Here is a 17361-nt window from a genome sequence, read left to right as displayed (position 1 = left end):
AGGTGAATATAGGTATGGAAAAGGAACCTAAAAAGAATAAGTCGTCTTTTTGGACGTATTTTATATTAATTGGAGCAATATTATTCATGGTTAGCTATGGAAGAAATATGTATAAGAATCAAGAGATTTCATACAATGATTTCTTAGCACTAATGCAAAAAAAGCAAATAACTAAAATAGTTATTTCTAAAGAGAATTTAATAATAACTCCAAGTGAAGATTCAGAATATAAAGGTAAAACATTATATACAGTAAATCTTAATGATGAAGAATTAATAAAGGAATTGAAGGAGTCAGATGATATAGAATTCTATGGAACAAATCCAAAGGAATCTGTTTTATTAGAGAGTTTAATTTCTATGGCAATTCCACTGTTACTTTTATTCTTTATGTGGAAAATGGTTTTTAATAGAATGGGTAAAATGGGTGGAGGAATGGGCTCCATAGGCAAAAACAATGCTAAGGTATATGTTGAAAATGAAATTGGTGTGACATTTAAAGATGTTGCAGGACAAGAAGAGGCCAAAGAATCATTAGAAGAGGTAATTGATTTTTTAAATTGTCCAGCTAAATATACTGAAATAGGTGCAAAACTTCCAAAGGGAGCATTATTAGTAGGACCTCCAGGTACAGGAAAGACACTTATTGCTAAAGCTGTAGCAGGTGAAGCAAAGGTACCGTTTTTCTCGTTATCAGGTTCAAGTTTTGTAGAAATGTTTGTTGGTGTTGGTGCATCAAGAGTAAGAGAGTTATTTAAGGATGCAGAAGCGAAAGCACCATGTATAATATTCATAGATGAAATTGATGCTATAGGTAAGAGTAGAGATAATCAGCTACAAAGTAATGATGAAAGAGAGCAAACTCTAAATCAATTACTTTCTGAAATGGATGGCTTTGATTCTTCTAAAGGTATTGTAATACTGGCAGCTACAAATAGACCAGAAATTTTAGATAAGGCATTATTAAGACCAGGAAGATTTGATAGAAGAATAATTGTAGACAGACCTGATTTTAAAGGTAGAGAAGCTATTCTTAGAGTACATGCTAAAAATGTATGCTTAGATGCAGAAGTTGATTTAAAAGAAATAGCTAAAGGAACTCCAGGTGCAGTTGGGGCAGATTTAGCAAATATTATAAATGAAGCTGCTTTAAGAGCTGTAAAACATGGAAGAAAAGCAGTTTTACAAGAGGACTTAAGGGATGCTGTGGAAGTTATAATAGCTGGTAAAGAAAAGAAGGATAGAATACTTTCAGATAAGGAAAAGAAAGCTGTTGCATTCCATGAAGTAGGACACGCACTTGTTGCTGCCTTATTAGAAGGGACAGATCCAGTACATAAGATTACTATTGTGCCTAGAACTATGGGAGCTTTAGGGTACACTATGCAACTTCCTGAAGAGGAAAAATACTTAATTTCAAAAGAAGAGCTTATGAATCAAATTATGGTTATGCTTGGTGGTAGATCTGCTGAAGAAGAAGTATTTGGGTTAATATCTACAGGCGCATCTAATGATATTGAAAGAGCAACTCAAACTGCAAGAAGTATGGTTACTATGTATGGTATGAGTGAAAGATTTGATATGATGGGCCTTGAATCAATGCAAAATAGATACTTAGATGGTAGAGCCGTAAGAAATTGTAGTGAAGAAACTTCTACTATAATAGATGAAGAGATACTAAAAGTAATAAAAGATGCTCATAATAAAGCTAGAGCGCTATTAAGAGACAATAGGGATTTATTGGATAAGATATCTGAGATATTATTAGAGAAGGAAACTCTATTTGGGGATGAATTCATGGCAATAGTATGTGAAAAGTATCCAGAGCTAAAAAAAGAAGAAGCTAAAGAAAAGGTTGAAGAGGTAAATACTGAAACTGTTGTTGGAGTTGATGATATTACTGAAGCAGAAGATAAAACAAATAATGAATAATAATATATAGTAAAAAATCACAGTTGCCTAGAATAGACTTCTGTGATTTTTTAGCCTAGTTATTTTGGAGGTGTTTTTTTGAATAAAGATTTAGAGTTTATAATGGAAGAAGGAAAACTAGAGGAGACACTTAAGATTTTAAATAATGAAATTTTAAATTATCTATCTAAAAGAAAAAGTATAACAGATTATATAGTTGATTACAGAAAAAAAGTAATTGAAGAATATAGAGATGATGAAGATAAGGTAATTGAATACTTTGACCATGAAAATTATGTTAAGGAAGAAGCGTTTAAGACTATAGATAAGAGATTGAAGGAATTTACTATATTAAAGGATTCTCCTTACTTTGGTAAGATAACTTTCACAGAAGAGGATGAGGGAGCTGAGGAATTCTATATTGGTAGATTTGGGTTAACACCAGAAGATAGTTATGACCCTGTTATAGTAGATTGGAGAGCACCAGTTGCATCACTATTTTATAAAGGTACATTAGGAGAAACTACTTATGATTGTCCTAATGGAGCTATAAATGCAAATCTTTTAGGAAGAAGACAATTAATAGTTAAAAAAGGCGAGCTTAAAGGTTTATTTGATTCAGCTATAGATGTAAAAGATGATATACTTCAAATGGTTTTAACATCTAATTCAAGTGAAAAATTAAAAGATATAGTAATGACAATTCAAGAAGAGCAGGATGAAATAATAAGAGCTCCAAAGGATAAGGTTGTTGTTGTAAATGGAGTAGCGGGTTCAGGTAAAACAACTATAGCTCTTCATAGAGTTTCATATTTACTTTATAACTTTAGAAAACAATTTGGAGATAAGGTATTAATACTTGGACCTAATGATATATTTATGGATTATATTGGTCAAGTTCTTCCTACCTTAGGTGAAAGTGGAGTTACTCAAATGACATTCCAAAACTTTGCTATATCAGAAATAGGTTTAGAAGAACCAGTAAAAGGTTTCTCTGAATATATAGAAGAAGCAATGAGTGGAAATGAAGAAGCTCTTAAAGAATATAAGTATAAAAGCTCTAAGAAATTTACAGAACTATTAGATGATACTTTAGAAAAGATGAATGAGGAGTATTTTAAAATACAACCTGTAAGATTCTTTGATGAAGAGATTGTTTCTGTAGATGAAATTAAAGAATTATTTACTAAATATTATGGATATATGCCTCTATTTAGAAGAAGTGAAAAGATTAAGAGAATACTTACTTCTAAGATTAAGGATAAGAGAGATGAATTAGTAAGAGAATTAGAAGCTAAGATTAAAGAAGAAATATCACAGCTATCTCCAGATGAACTGGAAATTGAAAAGAACAATCTTTTATTTAAGAGAAGAATAAGAATAAGGGAAATTGTTAGAGGTGTGATGAATTCTAGAGATGAGCTAGAATCTTGGATTAATCACGAAGATACAGTAAACCTATATAAAAGAATAACTAATACTGAAGCTCTTGGATATATGGATTTAGCAGGGATATTATATTTAATGGTTATGCTTGAGGGCAAGAAGTGTAAGAAAGAATATAAGCATGTAGTAATTGATGAAGCACAAGATTATAATACAACGCAATTTAAGCTTATAAAGGAGCTTACAGGATGTAAGAGCTACACTATAGTTGGAGATAGTAATCAAAGGCTAATTACAATGTTAGAAGAGCCAGCTATGTTAAATCTAGAAGAAGTATTTGGAGATGCTGTTAAGGAATTTAGTTTGTTAAAGAGCTATAGATCAACTCAACAAATAATGGAATATGCAAGTCAATTCTTAAATGAAGATAAGGTTATACCTTTAGTTAGAGAGGGAGAACCTGTTATAGAGGAAGAAACTACATCAAAGGAAGATTTAATTGAAACCATTGTATCTATAATAGAAGATTATCAAGAAGATGGATTAGAGAGCATAGCAGTTATAACTAAAAATAAAGAAAATATGCCAGAAATATCAGGTCTGTTAAAAGAAAGAATTAAGATAATGAGCTTTGATAGAGATGATTTAATTTATAATGGAGGAAATGTATTAATTCCTGCATATTATGCAAAAGGTCTAGAATTTGATGGAGTAATAATTCTAGAAGAGGGAGAAGAAACTCCAAGTTTAGTTAAATATATTATGTGCACAAGAGCACTTCATAGATTATCCATAATAAAAAAGCAGTCGTAAGACTGCTTTTTTTACTGTCTATGAGTGCAGTGGCAGAAGAAGAAAAATAAATATCCACCTCGCCTCTTTTATTTTGTATACTTTTCTATTTTTTTTAAGGTATCTTTATATATATCATCAACTACAGAAAAATCCATGGCCTTAATATAATAACTTTCAAGCTCATCATGGAAGCTTTTAGCTTTTTTAATACATTGCAAAGCCTTAGTTATAAGAGTATCAAATAAAATTTTATCATTTTCAACTTCTGATTTTCTAGAAGATAGAGCTTGAGATGAACATAAGTCCTTCATGTCATATACATTGCAATCATAGGAAAGTCTGCTTATTTCATTTGTTGTAAATATTCCAGTTGATATTTCTGGAATTATAATATTCTCTAATCTTTCTGGAATTAGAGGATCGTGTAAATATTCAACGAAGTAGCCTAGCTTTTGAGCTTCAGATCCTATATATCTTAATATATCAGTTTTGCCAAAGCCAGGACCGCCTTTTAAAGTATATAATTTATCAATATTAGAGGATAATGCCTTATTGTAAGTGACTATTCCATTAGGTGTAAAAGCCGTACCAAATAAATGTCTCTCGCCACCAAAGCCTGATTTTGAGGAGGTTAATATTTCACCTTTTATTTTATCCATAAAAGTATTTACCTTATAAGAGTTTAAGGATTCATAATTCAAAGTGCTCCAATCTTCATGAACACTTTTTGCTGCTCCTAAAAATCTGTATGCTCGCTTGAAGGTTTTTCCTATTTCTTTGTTAATACTAATTAGTTCTTTTTTGTTCTTGCTAAGTACATCCATATTAAGAGCTATTCCTAAGTTTACTATCTCATCTACAGCCCCTGGAGTAATAGGATCTACAACGTGAGGTGAAGTTCCATCCAGTATAGCTACGTTAAGTTCCTTGATTACTAAACCATCTAAAGAGTTATTATCTGAAGAACAGTGATGGTATTCAAGGGAATAGCCAAGATCTAAAAAGTAAGCTCCTATCTTTTTCATGAATGAAGATTTACCTGTACCAGGCCCACCTTTAAGGCAGATTATTTTGTTAGCATCTTCTTGTGTCAAGATATACCTATAGAAAGAATAAAAACCTTTGGAGGTGTTGCCACCTGGAAATAAATCTCTTTGTTTAGAATAATTCATACTTTACTCCTATACTCAAATTATATTTTCAAATCAATATAATATATGATTTATATGAGTAAAGTGATAAAAGTTTTATAAAAAACAAGATGTGCATAAAGTTGCTTCAAAAATAAGGAATAGTGGTATAAATATAAGTTTTTTGCATAATATTAAGGGGAAACTTTTAATGGTATGGAAAAATATTAAAAAAATATGCAAAAGGTGTTGCATAAATATAAGAGTGTGGTGTATAATTATACCATAGTAAATGAAAGATAAGTTTTAGAAATAAAGGGGGACAACATAAAATGAAAAAAGGATTATTAAAGAAGCTATTTGCTACAATACTTGTTGGGGCTATGGCAATTTCAATGGTTGCATGTGGGGGAGAAGATGCAGATGAGAAAGATGCATTAACAAAAATAAAAGAAAAAGGTGAACTAACAGTCGGTATGAGTGTAGACTATGCTCCATATGAATTTTTTGTTATGGAAAATGGTAAGAAAAAGATGGTTGGAATGGATTTAGAGATTCTAAAAGAAGTAGCTAAAGATATTGGAGTTGACTTTAAAGTTGAAGAAATGGAGTTTAAGGGTATATGTACAGCAGTTAATGCTGGACAAGTTGATATAGGATTATCTGGGTTATCACCGGATGAAAAGAGAAAAGAAATAGTAGATTTTTCAGATATTTATTTTGAGGCGGAGCAAGGAATATTAATAAATAAAAAAGATGCTTCTAAAATTAAAAAACTAGGAGATCTTAAAGGACTAAAAGTAGGGGCTCAACTTGGTTCTATTCAAGCAGATATTGCAAACACAATTCCAGATGCAAAAACTAAATTTCTAGAAGAAGTTCCAGTATTAATTCAAGATTTACTTGCAGGAAATTTAGATGCAGTTATAGTTGAATTACCTGTTGCAGATGTTCAAAGTGTAATTCATCCAGAACTTGCAAGAGCAGAAGAAAAAGTTCAAGACGAAGCAGGCGGCGGGTCCGCAATTGCCGTTCCAAAGGATCAAAAAGCTTTATTAGATGAAATAAATAAGACAATCAAGAGATTAATTGACGAAGGAAAGATAGATACATTCTATAAGGATGCAGTTAAACTATCTAAGAGTGAAGTTGTTGGAGAGTAATTAATGATAGAGTCTCTTAATGTTTTAAGAGGCTCTTACTATATTTTTAAGGAGAGTAAGTATGAAAGGTTTAAGCTTTAATTTTTTAAGTGAATATTTTCCACTGTTTATTGAAGGATTATTATGGACATTATTAATAGCTTTATTAGCCGTGATATTTGGTGTTATACTAGGAAGTATTCTATGTTTTATGAAGAAATCAAAATTTATAATATTAAGAGCAATTGCAAATATATACATCGAGATAGTTAGAGGTACACCAGTACTTTTACAAGTATATATTGTTTACTTTGGATTAACAGCTTTTGGAATAAAGCTAGGTGCATTTACATCAGCAATTATTGCATTATCAGTTAATTCTGCAGCCTACGTAGCAGAAATAATTAGAAGTGGTATTGAGGCTGTAGATAGTGGCCAGATGGAGGCAGCTAGAAGTTTAGGGATGACTAGTAAAATGGCAATGTTTAATATTATATTACCGCAAGCAATAAAGAATATATTACCAGCGATAGGTAATGAGTTTGTTGCAGTAATAAAAGAGTCATCTATGGCTTCTGTAATTGGTGTTGCGGAAATAATGTATGCGTCTAAAATAGTTACTGGAGCTACATATAGAAGTATGGAACCACTAATGATCGCGGCTATATTTTATTTCATACTTACATTTACTTTAGGAAGACTTATGGGATATCTTGAAAGGAGGTTGAAGGCTAGTGATTCACGTTAACAATTTACACAAAAGCTTTGGAAAAAATGATGTTTTAAAGGGAATTAATGAGCACATAAATAAGGGGGAAGTGGTAGTTGTTATTGGACCATCTGGTTCAGGAAAATCAACTTTTTTAAGATGCCTTAACCTTTTAGAAGTACCTACTGAAGGTGAAATAATATTTGAAGGTAATGATATTACAGATAAAAAGAATGATATTAATAAGTTAAGACAAAAGATGGGTATGGTATTCCAACAATTTAATCTTTTCCCACATAAAACAGTGTTAGAGAATATAACAATTTCTCCTATTAAGGTTAAAGGAATAAATAAAGAGGAAGCTAATAAAAAAGCTATGGAGCTTTTGAAGATGGTAGGCCTTGTTGATAAAGCTGAAGCGTATCCATCATCCCTATCTGGAGGACAAAAGCAAAGAATAGCTATAGCTAGAGCGCTTGCAATGGAACCTGATGTTATGCTTTTTGATGAGCCAACATCTGCATTAGATCCTGAAATGGTAGGAGAAGTTTTAGGAGTAATGAAGGACTTAGCCAAGGGCGGAATGACAATGGTTATAGTTACTCATGAAATGGGATTTGCTAAAGAAGTTGGAGATAGAGTTTTATTCATGGATGGGGGAGTAATTGTAGAACAAGGAACTCCTGAGGAAATATTCAACAATCCTAAAAATCCAAGAACAATAGATTTCTTATCAAAGGTACTTTGATAGGTACAAGGTAAAAAGTAGATAAAAGGAAGTTGCTCAGCAACTTCCTTTTATCTACCTACTTATCTTTATACATAATCATTGTCTATTGTTATTATACAATTATATTCCGGATGTATAGATTTAATTGCTGCTATTATATCTTCTTTTAACTCATCAACACTCATAATCTTTTTAAGATTTTCTGGATTAACTACAATATCAAAAATTAAGTTCTTCTTTTTACCTTCCCCAACAACTCTAAAATCATGCATAGATTTTATTAAAGGATTATATTTTATTATTTTATTAATCTCATCATAAGCTAGCTTAACTTCATCAGTAAATACACAGATAGGATCCATATGAATAACTAGATATATATTCAATTTGCTAGAAATTTCTCTTTCAGCTGTATCAATTATTTCATGAATTTTCATAACCGATATATCAGATGGTATTTCTGCATGGATAGATGCCATACATCTTCCAGGTCCATAGTTATGAACAATTAAGTCATGAACTCCTGTAATGTGTTCATATGATAGAACCATTTCTTTAATACTGTTAACTAATTCTGGATCAGGGGCTTCTCCTAAAATAGGATTTATAGTTTCTTTAATAAGGGTATAACCAGAATATACTATAAATACTGCTACAATAAGACCAAAGTATCCATCTATAGGGAAAGATGTAAACTTAGATGCTAAAAATGAAATTGTAACACAAGAAGAAGTAAAAACATCTCCTAATGCATCTACAGAAGCAGCTTTCAATGCAGAAGAATTAATAGTATTACCTATAAACTTGTTAAATCTTGATAACCAAAGTTTAAATAAAATTGATACTAATAATAGTATAAATGGTATAAATTCAAATGTTATACTAACAGGGTTAAGTATACGCTCAAAAGATGACTTAATAAACTGTATACCTACTAGCATTACCATGAATGCTACTATTAAAGCTGATATATATTCCATTCTACCATGTCCAAATGGATGTTCAGCATCAGCAGGCTTATCAGCCATTTTAAAACCAATAATTGTAACGATAGAAGAAGCGGCGTCAGATAAGTTATTAAATGCATCTGCCATAATAGCAATACTTGAAGCTACTACACCTACTGTAAGTTTGATAGCGAATAAAATTAAATTAATTATTATTCCTACTACACCACCAAGTACTCCATAGGTACTTCTTACCTTTTCACTTTTTATGTCTTCACTATTTTTAATAAACTTCTTTACTAAAAAGTTTGATATCAATAACATCAACTCCTATCATTATATATAAACATATATTATTCTATATCACTTAAATATAATAATCAATTATATCACTAAAAATGCAGAAAATCTGTACTTAATTTTGGATGAATATGGTATAATCAATTATGTAAATTAGTGGTAAGTGAGGTGGGAAATATCATGAAGCAGGCTATTACAGAAGTAAACGGAATAAGCATAACTAAAAACTTAATTGGAATAAACTATACAAAAGGAATATTTATAAAACCTAAATATATAGTTGTTCATGATATATCAGATAATAGATTTACTACTATGAGGGAGTATAGAAATTATATTGCTAGAGAGAAGGATGCAAAAGAATCTATACATTATTTAGTAGGACCAAGGAATGTAATAAAGTTGTTAGAGGACGATTGGAGAGGGTGGCATGTAGGGGACAAGCCATCAAAGGAAGTAACTAATTCTAATAGTATTTCTGTTGCTATGTTTATTAGAGATAGTAAGGATATAAGTAGAACTTTAAAAAATGTTATAGTATTAGTTAATAAACTTAGGGAGATTTACGGTATAGGAATTAATAACGTAAAAAGACATTATGATGTTACTGGTAAGATTTGTCCTGAATTATTAGTGAATGAGAAGGCTTGGAATAGATTTAAACTTGCTTTAAAGGGGATAGAAAGTGAATTAACTCCTATAGCAAAGGGAAAAATTATAGGAGTGCTTTCATCGCTAAATTTAAGAAAAGAGCCTAATGATGAATCAGAGGTAATAGGTAGAATTGCTTCAAAAGATAGTTTTAATATATACGAAAAACGGGGAGAATGGGTAAAGACTACCTATGAAACTGAAGATAAAATAATAGTAGGTTATTTAAATAAAGAATATATAGAAATAGAAGATTTAGATATTGAAGAGGAAGAAGCTTTAGGGGATATAAGTGAAGAAGAGGCATTAAAAGAAATAAGTAAGTTTTATAAACAACCTAAAAAGATATACAATGCCTTAGAAGAACTAGAAAAATTGAGTAAAAGTAAAGATAGTATAATAGAAGTTCCTAAGGTAGAGAATAGTACTATAATTGAAAAAAGAAAAGTAACTGTTCCTACAATAAAAAGAGATATAAACAGGGAAGGAACTGTTGTAAATATAGATACTAATTTAGCTGTAAGAAGAGGTGCAGGAGAAGAAAACTATGTAGTAGGTTACTTATTAGCTGCACAAAGAGTTAATGTTATGCAGGAAATTGGAGATTGGTATAAGATAGTGTACCAAAGTACAATAGGAAAAAGAATAGGGTTTGTTGAAAAATACTTTATAAAGCTTGGGTAGCTTTGTTAAAATATAATAACTATAAGATAAAATTAAGGAGCATAAACATGAAAAAAGAATTAGCAAAAGAATTGATCGAATTTATAAATGAAAGTCCAACTGCGTATCATGGAGCACATACTGTAAAGAGTATGCTAGATAAAGTTGGCTATAAGGAAGTAAAGGAAAATGAAAAGTGGAATTTAACTAGTGGTGGTAAGTATTATTTTATGAAGAATGGTTCTGCAATAATAGCCTTTCAAATAGGAAGTGAAGAAATTGAAAATGGTGGATTTAAGTTAATAGGAGCACATACTGATTCACCTACATTTAAAATAAAGCCTAATGCAGAAATGAAGGTGGAAAATAAGTATGTAAAACTAAATACTGAAGTTTATGGTGGCCCAATTTTAAGTACTTGGTTTGATAGACCACTTTCATTAGCAGGGAGGGTTGCGATAAAGGGAGAAAATCCTTTAAAGCCTTCAATAAAGCTAATAGATTTAAAAAAGCCACTATTAATAATACCAAACTTAGCTATTCATATGAATAGAAATGTTAATGAAGGATATGCAATTAATAGACAAAAAGATACATTACCACTATTAGGTTTTATAAATGAAAAGTTTGAAAAAGAGGGCTATCTTTTAAAGTTAATAAGTGATGAATTAGGAGTAAAAATAGAAGAAATTTTAGATTTTGATTTATTCTTATATGAATGTGAAAAGGGGTGTTTATTAGGTTTAGAAGAGGAGTTAATTTCTGCAGGAAGACTTGATGATTTATGGATGGTTTATGCTGGAGTTAAAGCTCTTATAGACAGTAATGATTCTAAAGCTACAAAGGTTATGGTATGTATAGATAATGAAGAGATTGGAAGTTTAACAGCTCAAGGTGCAAACTCAACTCTATTACAAACAGTTTTAGAAAGAATTACACTAGCTTTAGGAAAAGACAGAGAAGAGTTTATGAGAGCTTTATCGAATTCAGTTATGATATCAGCAGATTTAGCTCATGCTGTTCACCCAAATCAGGTGGAAAAACATGATCCAGTTAATAAACCAGTACTAGGTGGAGGACCTGTAATTAAAATGGCAGCATCAGGTAGCTATTCAACTGATAGTTATGCATCTGCTATTTTTAAGGGAGTTTGTGCAAATGCAAATGTTCCATGTCAAGTGTTTGTTAGTAGATCAGATGTAAGAGGTGGTACTACAATAGGACCAATAACAGCAGCTAATTTATGTATTCCAGTTGTTGATATGGGAGCACCTTTATTATCAATGCATTCTGTAAGAGAGTTAGCAAGTGTGCTAGATAATGAATACACAGTAAAAGCATTCACTGAATTTTATAATATATAATAAAAAACTCGCTTTGCGAGTTTTTTTATTACTTAAGATTGGGGAGAGAGTATGAATATAGGAATAATAGGTTATGGTGGAGTTGGGAAAGCATTAGTTAGATTAATAAAAAAGAAAAAATATGATTTTAATATAAAATTTATAATAAAGAGTGATGGTGGAATTGTCTGCAAAAGTGGAATAGATATAGACAGCATACTTATAAATGAGGATAACCTGCAGAGGCATGAACTTTGGTCGAAGGGGTTAAGCTTAGAGAATGTTATAGATAATGATATTGATTACTTAATTGAGCTTACTCCCACTAATAAAGATACTGGAGAGCCTGCATTATCATTTATAAAGTTAGCATTAAAAAATGGTATAAGTGTAGTTACTGGAAATAAAGGACCTGTATTAATAGATTATAAAGGTTTGAAAAGGTTAGCTGAAGAAAATAATGCTAAGTTAGGAATAGGATGCACAGTGGGAGCTGCACTTCCTACTATAGAAGGTGGTGCAGTTGGCTGTGCAGGAGCAGATATATTATGCATTGAAGGAATATTAAATGGAACAAGTAACTTTATTCTAAGTGAGATGTCAGAAAAGGCAGTTAGCTATGAGGAAGCTTTACATAAAGCACAAAGCATAGGTATAGCTGAAACTAATCCTTATATGGATGTGGAAGGGTATGATACTGCTATAAAAATGATTATTCTTACCAACTATTTTTTTGATTCACAAATAACATTAAAGGATGTAGATATAGTTGGTATAAGCAATATATCCAAAGAAGTTATTAATAGGGTAAAAGATAGTGGAGGAAAGATTAAACTTCTGGGAAAAACATATAGAGAAAATAATGAAATAAAAATAAAAGTTTCACCAGAAATATTAAATGTTGAACATAGTTTATATAGTGTAGATAGGAAAAACAAGGGGATTTTATTTAATACTGATGTTCTTGGAAATATAACAATTATAGGGGGAGCTTCAGGTGTAGAAAATGCAGCAGCATCAATTGTTAGAGATATAACAAATTTAAAGTAAAAAAAGAAAAATTCATTGTAAATATTTCCACAATAGTATAAAATATTAAGCATAGGGTGTTTATGTTAAATTAAGGCGTTGAGGTGGTATTTATGGAGAGAATGTTAAGTAAACTTGAATTTATGCTTATGGGGTTAAGACAATTAACTTTAAGTGCTGTATATGCTTGGTTTCCTGAATTAAAAAAGGAAGATATATTAGAGGCATTACAACAATCACCAAAGTTTAAGGTGGAAGGAAATATAGTAACTTTAAAAAGTGAAACAGAGCTTTATGAAGAAGAGCTTCAAAAAGATATATTAAAAGATCTTATGGGAGAAGCAGATGGAGATGACGATTTATTAGGATATGATGATGACCTAGACTTAATCGCAGAAGAAGATAATAGTGGCTTTTGCTCATCTAATATTAAACTAGATGATGAAGTGATATTAGTTAATTCTAATGAAAATAACTTAGAAGATATAGTTGAAGATCCTATAGTAGACAGTCAATGGGTAGAAGCAAAAGAAGCTACAGAAGAAATCCCAGAGGTAGAAGTTGTACAACCTGTTCAAGGAGATATTGCTTCTTTAGAAGAAAATACAGCTAATGAAGATTATTTTAATTACTATTACAATAGTGATAATGAAGAAGTAAAAGAGGAAAAGAATAAAATAGAAGAAAAGGTTGTTGAGAACGTGGTTGAGAATGTGATTGAGAAGGTTGTTCAAGTTACAGATTTAACTAAGGTAAAGGGATCAGATATATGTTATGAAGATTTAGTGAGAATAATAGATGAGTATAATGATGCTGTAGAAAGTAAATTAAACTATGCAATAGAAAATAAGTTTGAAGTTAGAGTAAAAGCTATTAAGAGCTTCTATGAAAATAAATATAATGTAAGAATTAAAGAAGAAGGTATATTAGGAACTACTGCTTGTATATTCTCTTTAATACATAAGAAAAAGGGTATGGAAGTAGCATATTTGGTTGTATGTGAAAAACTAAATGAATTAATTCTTAATTATATGTTAGACCATTATGATGATGAAGTTGTTTACTTCTGTCCTGTAGAAGGTTCAGAAGTAGAGTTTGAAGTTGGTTTAAATGAATTCTACTTAAAAGATACAGACGTTATCTTTGACAAGTTCTTAGAACACTATGTAGTAGTTGAAGAATGTGATGTAAAGATTAAGAACCTAGAAGTTATTGTAGGAAGTAATTAGTTAGGTTATAATAAGAAATAAGAATAATTATGAAACTCAAGCAAATGACGCTTGGGTTTCTCTATTTTGGTGGTTAATATGGATAAAAAAGAGATAAGAAGAAAAGTAATTTCAAAAAGAGATTTGTTAAAGAATAAAATTGAACTAGATGAAGTAATTGAGAAGAAGTTAAAAGACAATAAAATTTATAAGAATAGTAAAAATATTTTCATATATTTAGGTTTTGGAAGTGAGATAAATACTATTAAATATGTAGAAGACTTTCTTCAAGAAGGAAAGAAAATAATTGTTCCATATACAGATATGAAAAATAAAGTAATGTATGGGATAGAGATAAATACTTTAGATGGATTAAAGAAAAATAAGTTTGGAATATTAGAGCCCACAGATGGTTCTGAAATATTTAATAAAGAGGATATCGATTTAATAATAATGCCAGGAGTAGCTTTTGATAGAAGTGGAAATAGAGTTGGCTATGGAGGGGGATATTATGACAAGTTTTTAAGTGAAATTAACAGTGATATTCCAACTATAGCATTAGCTTATGATATTCAAATATTAGAAGAAGTACCTTCAGAAAAGCATGATATAAAAGTCCATATGGTAATTACAGAAAAAGAAACCATAAAATGCTTGAAAAGTAAATAAGATAGTGTATAATTAGATTAATCGTATAATCTTTTATTAAGAATGGTGGAGGGACTGGCCCTATGAAGCCTAGCAACAACTAATATTCATTTATTAGAACTGTGCTAAATCCTGCAGGAGTTTCCTGAGAAATGAGAGGTTAAGTTATGACGAAGTTAATATAAATTATGTCGTTATTGCTATTTATCTCTTTGATAGATAGCTTTATTTTTATATAAAATTATTAGGAGGGGCTATTATGAAAATTGAAACTAAGTGTTTACATGAAGGCTATAAGCCTAAAAATGGAGAGCCAAGGGCTTTGCCCATATATCAAAGCACAACATACACCTATGACTCTACAGATCAAGTAGGACAATTATTTGATTTGACTGCAGAGGGACATATGTATTCAAGAATATCTAATCCTACTGTTGGGGCAGTTGAGGAAAAGATAGCATCATTAGAAGGGGGAATAGGTGCCCTATGTACTACATCTGGTCAAGCTGCATCTATGATAAGTATATTAAATATACTTAGTGCAGGTGACCATATTGTAAGCGCAGCTACTATATATGGGGGAACAATAAATCTTTTGGCAGTTACTCTTAAGAAATTTGGTATAGAATGTACTTTTGTCGATCCAGATGCATCAGAAGAGGAAATCCAAAAATCATTTAGAGATAATACTAAAGTTGTATTTGGAGAGACTATTGCAAATCCAGCTATTTCAATATTAGATATAGAAAAGTTTGCAAATATTGCTCATAAAAATAACGTACCATTAATTATAGATAATACATTTGCAACACCTATTTTGTGTAGACCAATAGAATATGGTGCAGATATAGTTATTCATTCAACAACAAAATACATGGATGGACATGCAGTTCAAGTTGGTGGAGTTATTGTAGATAGCGGCAATTTTGATTGGACAAACGGTAAGTTCCCAGAGTTTACTGAACCAGATGAATCTTATCATGGTGTTGTATATACTGAAATTTTTGGAAAAGCAGCTTATATAACAAAAGCAAGAGTTCAACTTATGAGAGATTTAGGCTGCTATCCATCTGCACAAAATGCTTTTTTATTAAATTTAGGTTTAGAAACATTACCGGTTAGAATAGAAAGACATTGCAAAAATGCTGAAAAGATAGCGGAGTTCTTAAGTTCATCAGATAAAGTTGAATTTGTAAATTATCCAACTTTAAAAGAAAATAAGTATTATCATTTAGCAAGTAAGTATCTTCCTAAAGGATGTAGTGGAGTAATATCCTTCTCAATAAAGGGGGGAAGAGAAGAAGCGGTTAAGTTTATGGATTCATTAAACTTAGCTTCAAATGTAGTACATGTTGCAGATATAAGAACTTGCGTACTTCATCCAGCAAGTTCAACTCACAGACAATTAACAGATGAACAATTAGTAGCAGCAGGAATTACACCAGGATTAGTTAGATTATCTGTTGGTTTAGAAAATGTGGAAGATATTATTGATGACTTAAAACAAGCGTTGTTAAAATAATATAATAAAGATAAAAGAAATGTGGAAGGGAAAGTTAATGGTAATTTTCCCTTCCTTTTTTATGTGATGATATATGTAGTTAAATTAAATTATTTAAAATACTTTATTAAATAAGAAAAATGTGTTTTTACATAAACATATTTTTATCCTATAATTGATATATATTAAAGTTAGAAGAATATAATATTCAAAATAAATTACTATAAAATAAGAGTGAAATTTAAGTAGGAGAAAATATGAGTAATTTAACTATTAAGGATATTGCTGAATTAGCAGGTGTGGCAAAAAGTACAGTTTCTAAATACTTAAATGGTGGAAGTGTTAGTGAAACAACAAAAATAAAGATAAAAAAAGTAGTAGAAGAAAATAATTATGAACCTAATGCATTTGCACAAAGTTTGAAAGCAAAAAGAAGTAAGTTTATAGGAATTATAGCACCATGCTTAGATTCAATTGTTACATCAAGAGTTATAATGTCTATAGATAGAACATTAAGGGAAAATTCGTATAATCCATTAATACTAAATACTAGTCACAATAAGGATTTAGAAATAGATAACTTAGAGAGTTTGAATAGATTAAAAGTAGACGGAATAATTTTAGTAGCTACTGAAATTACAAGTAGGCATAAAGAGATTATAAATAAGTTGAGGGTGCCTGTTTTAATAGTAGGACAGGAATGTAAGGAAGTTAAATCAATAGCAAATGATGATTATAATGCTGGAGCAACTATTGGGGAATATGTAGCGAAGCTAGGACATAAAAAAATATTATATTTTGGGGTAGATGAATTTGATATAGCTGTTGGAGTAAAACGTAAAGCTGGGATAATAGATAAGCTAAAAGAATATAATGTTGAAGAAATTAGAGTTGAGATTACAGATTTTACAACAAAAACAACAGAAAAAATAGCTTATAAGGTACTACAAGATTATAATCCAACAATGGTTATATGTGCTACAGATAATATAGCCTTAGGTGTATTAAAAGCAATACATTCACTAGGGAAAAGGATTAAAGAGGATATATCTTTATCTGGATTTGGTGGATATGATATATCAGAGATAATTACACCTAGTTTAACTACAATTAAATTTCATAACGAAGAAGTAGGAAATATTGCGGCTAACAGTATAATTAGTATGATTGAAGGAAAGGAAATTCCGGATCTTCAAACAATAGGATTTGATTTAATTAAAGGGAATAGTATCAAAAAAATAAAAAATTAAGAGTAAAGTTATGAGATTT

Annotated in this window: 14 protein-coding genes and 1 riboswitch; of the genes, 12 read left to right on the top strand and 2 right to left on the bottom strand. The window is 30.4% G+C overall.

Features of this window, described 5'->3' with window-relative positions; translation table 11 throughout:
• Positions 1-14: 14 nt before the first annotated feature.
• The gene (gene ftsH / locus G594_RS18265) at positions 15-1931 is read left to right on the top strand and encodes an ATP-dependent zinc metalloprotease FtsH (RefSeq protein WP_081663539.1); all 1917 of its coding nucleotides are present in this window, start codon (positions 15-17) and stop codon (positions 1929-1931) included.
• 78 nt (positions 1932-2009) lie between these two features.
• Positions 2010-4109: a HelD family protein gene (locus G594_RS0103130; RefSeq protein ID WP_027097225.1), complete on the top strand. Its 2100-nt coding sequence runs from the start codon at positions 2010-2012 to the stop codon at positions 4107-4109.
• Between the two features lie 68 nt (positions 4110-4177).
• Here the strand turns inward: G594_RS0103130 and G594_RS0103125 are convergent, their stop codons facing one another.
• Entirely contained in the window at positions 4178-5263 is a 1086-nt protein-coding gene (locus G594_RS0103125; RefSeq protein WP_027097224.1) for a PRK06851 family protein, read from the bottom strand.
• Positions 5264-5553: 290 nt separating this feature from the next.
• Between G594_RS0103125 and G594_RS0103120 the strand changes: the two genes are divergently transcribed.
• The 3 genes from G594_RS0103120 to G594_RS0103110 all read left to right on the top strand — a co-directional run bounded on the left by G594_RS0103120 (position 5554) and on the right by G594_RS0103110 (position 7820).
• Positions 5554-6384: a transporter substrate-binding domain-containing protein gene (locus G594_RS0103120; RefSeq protein WP_027097223.1), complete on the top strand. Its 831-nt coding sequence runs from the start codon at positions 5554-5556 to the stop codon at positions 6382-6384.
• Positions 6385-6445: 61 nt separating this feature from the next.
• Positions 6446-7111 carry an amino acid ABC transporter permease gene (locus tag G594_RS0103115; RefSeq protein ID WP_027097222.1) on the top strand — a complete coding sequence of 222 codons (666 nt, stop codon included), beginning with the start codon at positions 6446-6448 and terminating at the stop codon, positions 7109-7111.
• The gene (locus G594_RS0103110) at positions 7098-7820 is read left to right on the top strand and encodes an amino acid ABC transporter ATP-binding protein (protein WP_027097221.1); all 723 of its coding nucleotides are present in this window, start codon (positions 7098-7100) and stop codon (positions 7818-7820) included. The genes G594_RS0103115 and G594_RS0103110 overlap by 14 nt, the downstream gene beginning before the upstream one ends.
• Positions 7821-7888: 68 nt before the next feature.
• On the opposite strand, the gene G594_RS0103105 is transcribed toward G594_RS0103110, so the two are convergent.
• Entirely contained in the window at positions 7889-9067 is a 1179-nt protein-coding gene (locus G594_RS0103105; RefSeq protein ID WP_027097220.1) for a cation diffusion facilitator family transporter, read from the bottom strand.
• Positions 9068-9229: 162 nt separating this feature from the next.
• On the opposite strand from G594_RS0103105, the gene G594_RS0103100 reads away from it, so the two are divergent.
• The 7 genes from G594_RS0103100 to G594_RS0103070 all read left to right on the top strand — a co-directional run bounded on the left by G594_RS0103100 (position 9230) and on the right by G594_RS0103070 (position 17342).
• Positions 9230-10384: an SH3 domain-containing protein gene (locus G594_RS0103100; protein WP_027097219.1), complete on the top strand. Its 1155-nt coding sequence runs from the start codon at positions 9230-9232 to the stop codon at positions 10382-10384.
• A gap of 47 nt (positions 10385-10431) precedes the next feature.
• A complete protein-coding gene (locus G594_RS0103095) occupies positions 10432-11727 on the top strand; it encodes a M18 family aminopeptidase (RefSeq protein ID WP_027097218.1) in 1296 nt (431 codons plus the stop codon).
• 51 nt (positions 11728-11778) lie between these two features.
• The gene (locus tag G594_RS0103090; protein ID WP_027097217.1) at positions 11779-12756 is read left to right on the top strand and encodes a homoserine dehydrogenase; all 978 of its coding nucleotides are present in this window, start codon (positions 11779-11781) and stop codon (positions 12754-12756) included.
• Between the two features lie 92 nt (positions 12757-12848).
• Positions 12849-13964 carry a hypothetical protein gene (locus tag G594_RS0103085; protein WP_027097216.1) on the top strand — a complete coding sequence of 372 codons (1116 nt, stop codon included), beginning with the start codon at positions 12849-12851 and terminating at the stop codon, positions 13962-13964.
• A gap of 78 nt (positions 13965-14042) precedes the next feature.
• On the top strand, positions 14043-14612 hold the full coding sequence (locus G594_RS0103080; RefSeq protein ID WP_034865812.1) for a 5-formyltetrahydrofolate cyclo-ligase: 570 nt from the start codon (positions 14043-14045) through the stop codon (positions 14610-14612).
• Between the two features lie 30 nt (positions 14613-14642).
• A riboswitch (SAM riboswitch) is annotated at positions 14643-14750 on the top strand.
• Positions 14751-14850: 100 nt separating this feature from the next.
• Positions 14851-16113 carry an O-acetylhomoserine aminocarboxypropyltransferase/cysteine synthase family protein gene (locus G594_RS0103075; protein WP_027097214.1) on the top strand — a complete coding sequence of 421 codons (1263 nt, stop codon included), beginning with the start codon at positions 14851-14853 and terminating at the stop codon, positions 16111-16113.
• 236 nt (positions 16114-16349) lie between these two features.
• Positions 16350-17342, top strand: coding sequence for a LacI family DNA-binding transcriptional regulator (locus G594_RS0103070; protein WP_027097213.1), 993 nt, complete (start codon positions 16350-16352; stop codon positions 17340-17342).
• Positions 17343-17361 lie beyond the last annotated feature (19 nt).

Source organism: Clostridium paraputrificum AGR2156 (assembly GCF_000424025.1).
Taxonomy (GTDB): domain Bacteria; phylum Bacillota; class Clostridia; order Clostridiales; family Clostridiaceae; genus Clostridium; species Clostridium paraputrificum.
Note: the sequence above shows the minus strand (reverse complement) of the source record. Positions and strands in the feature narration are given on the sequence as shown.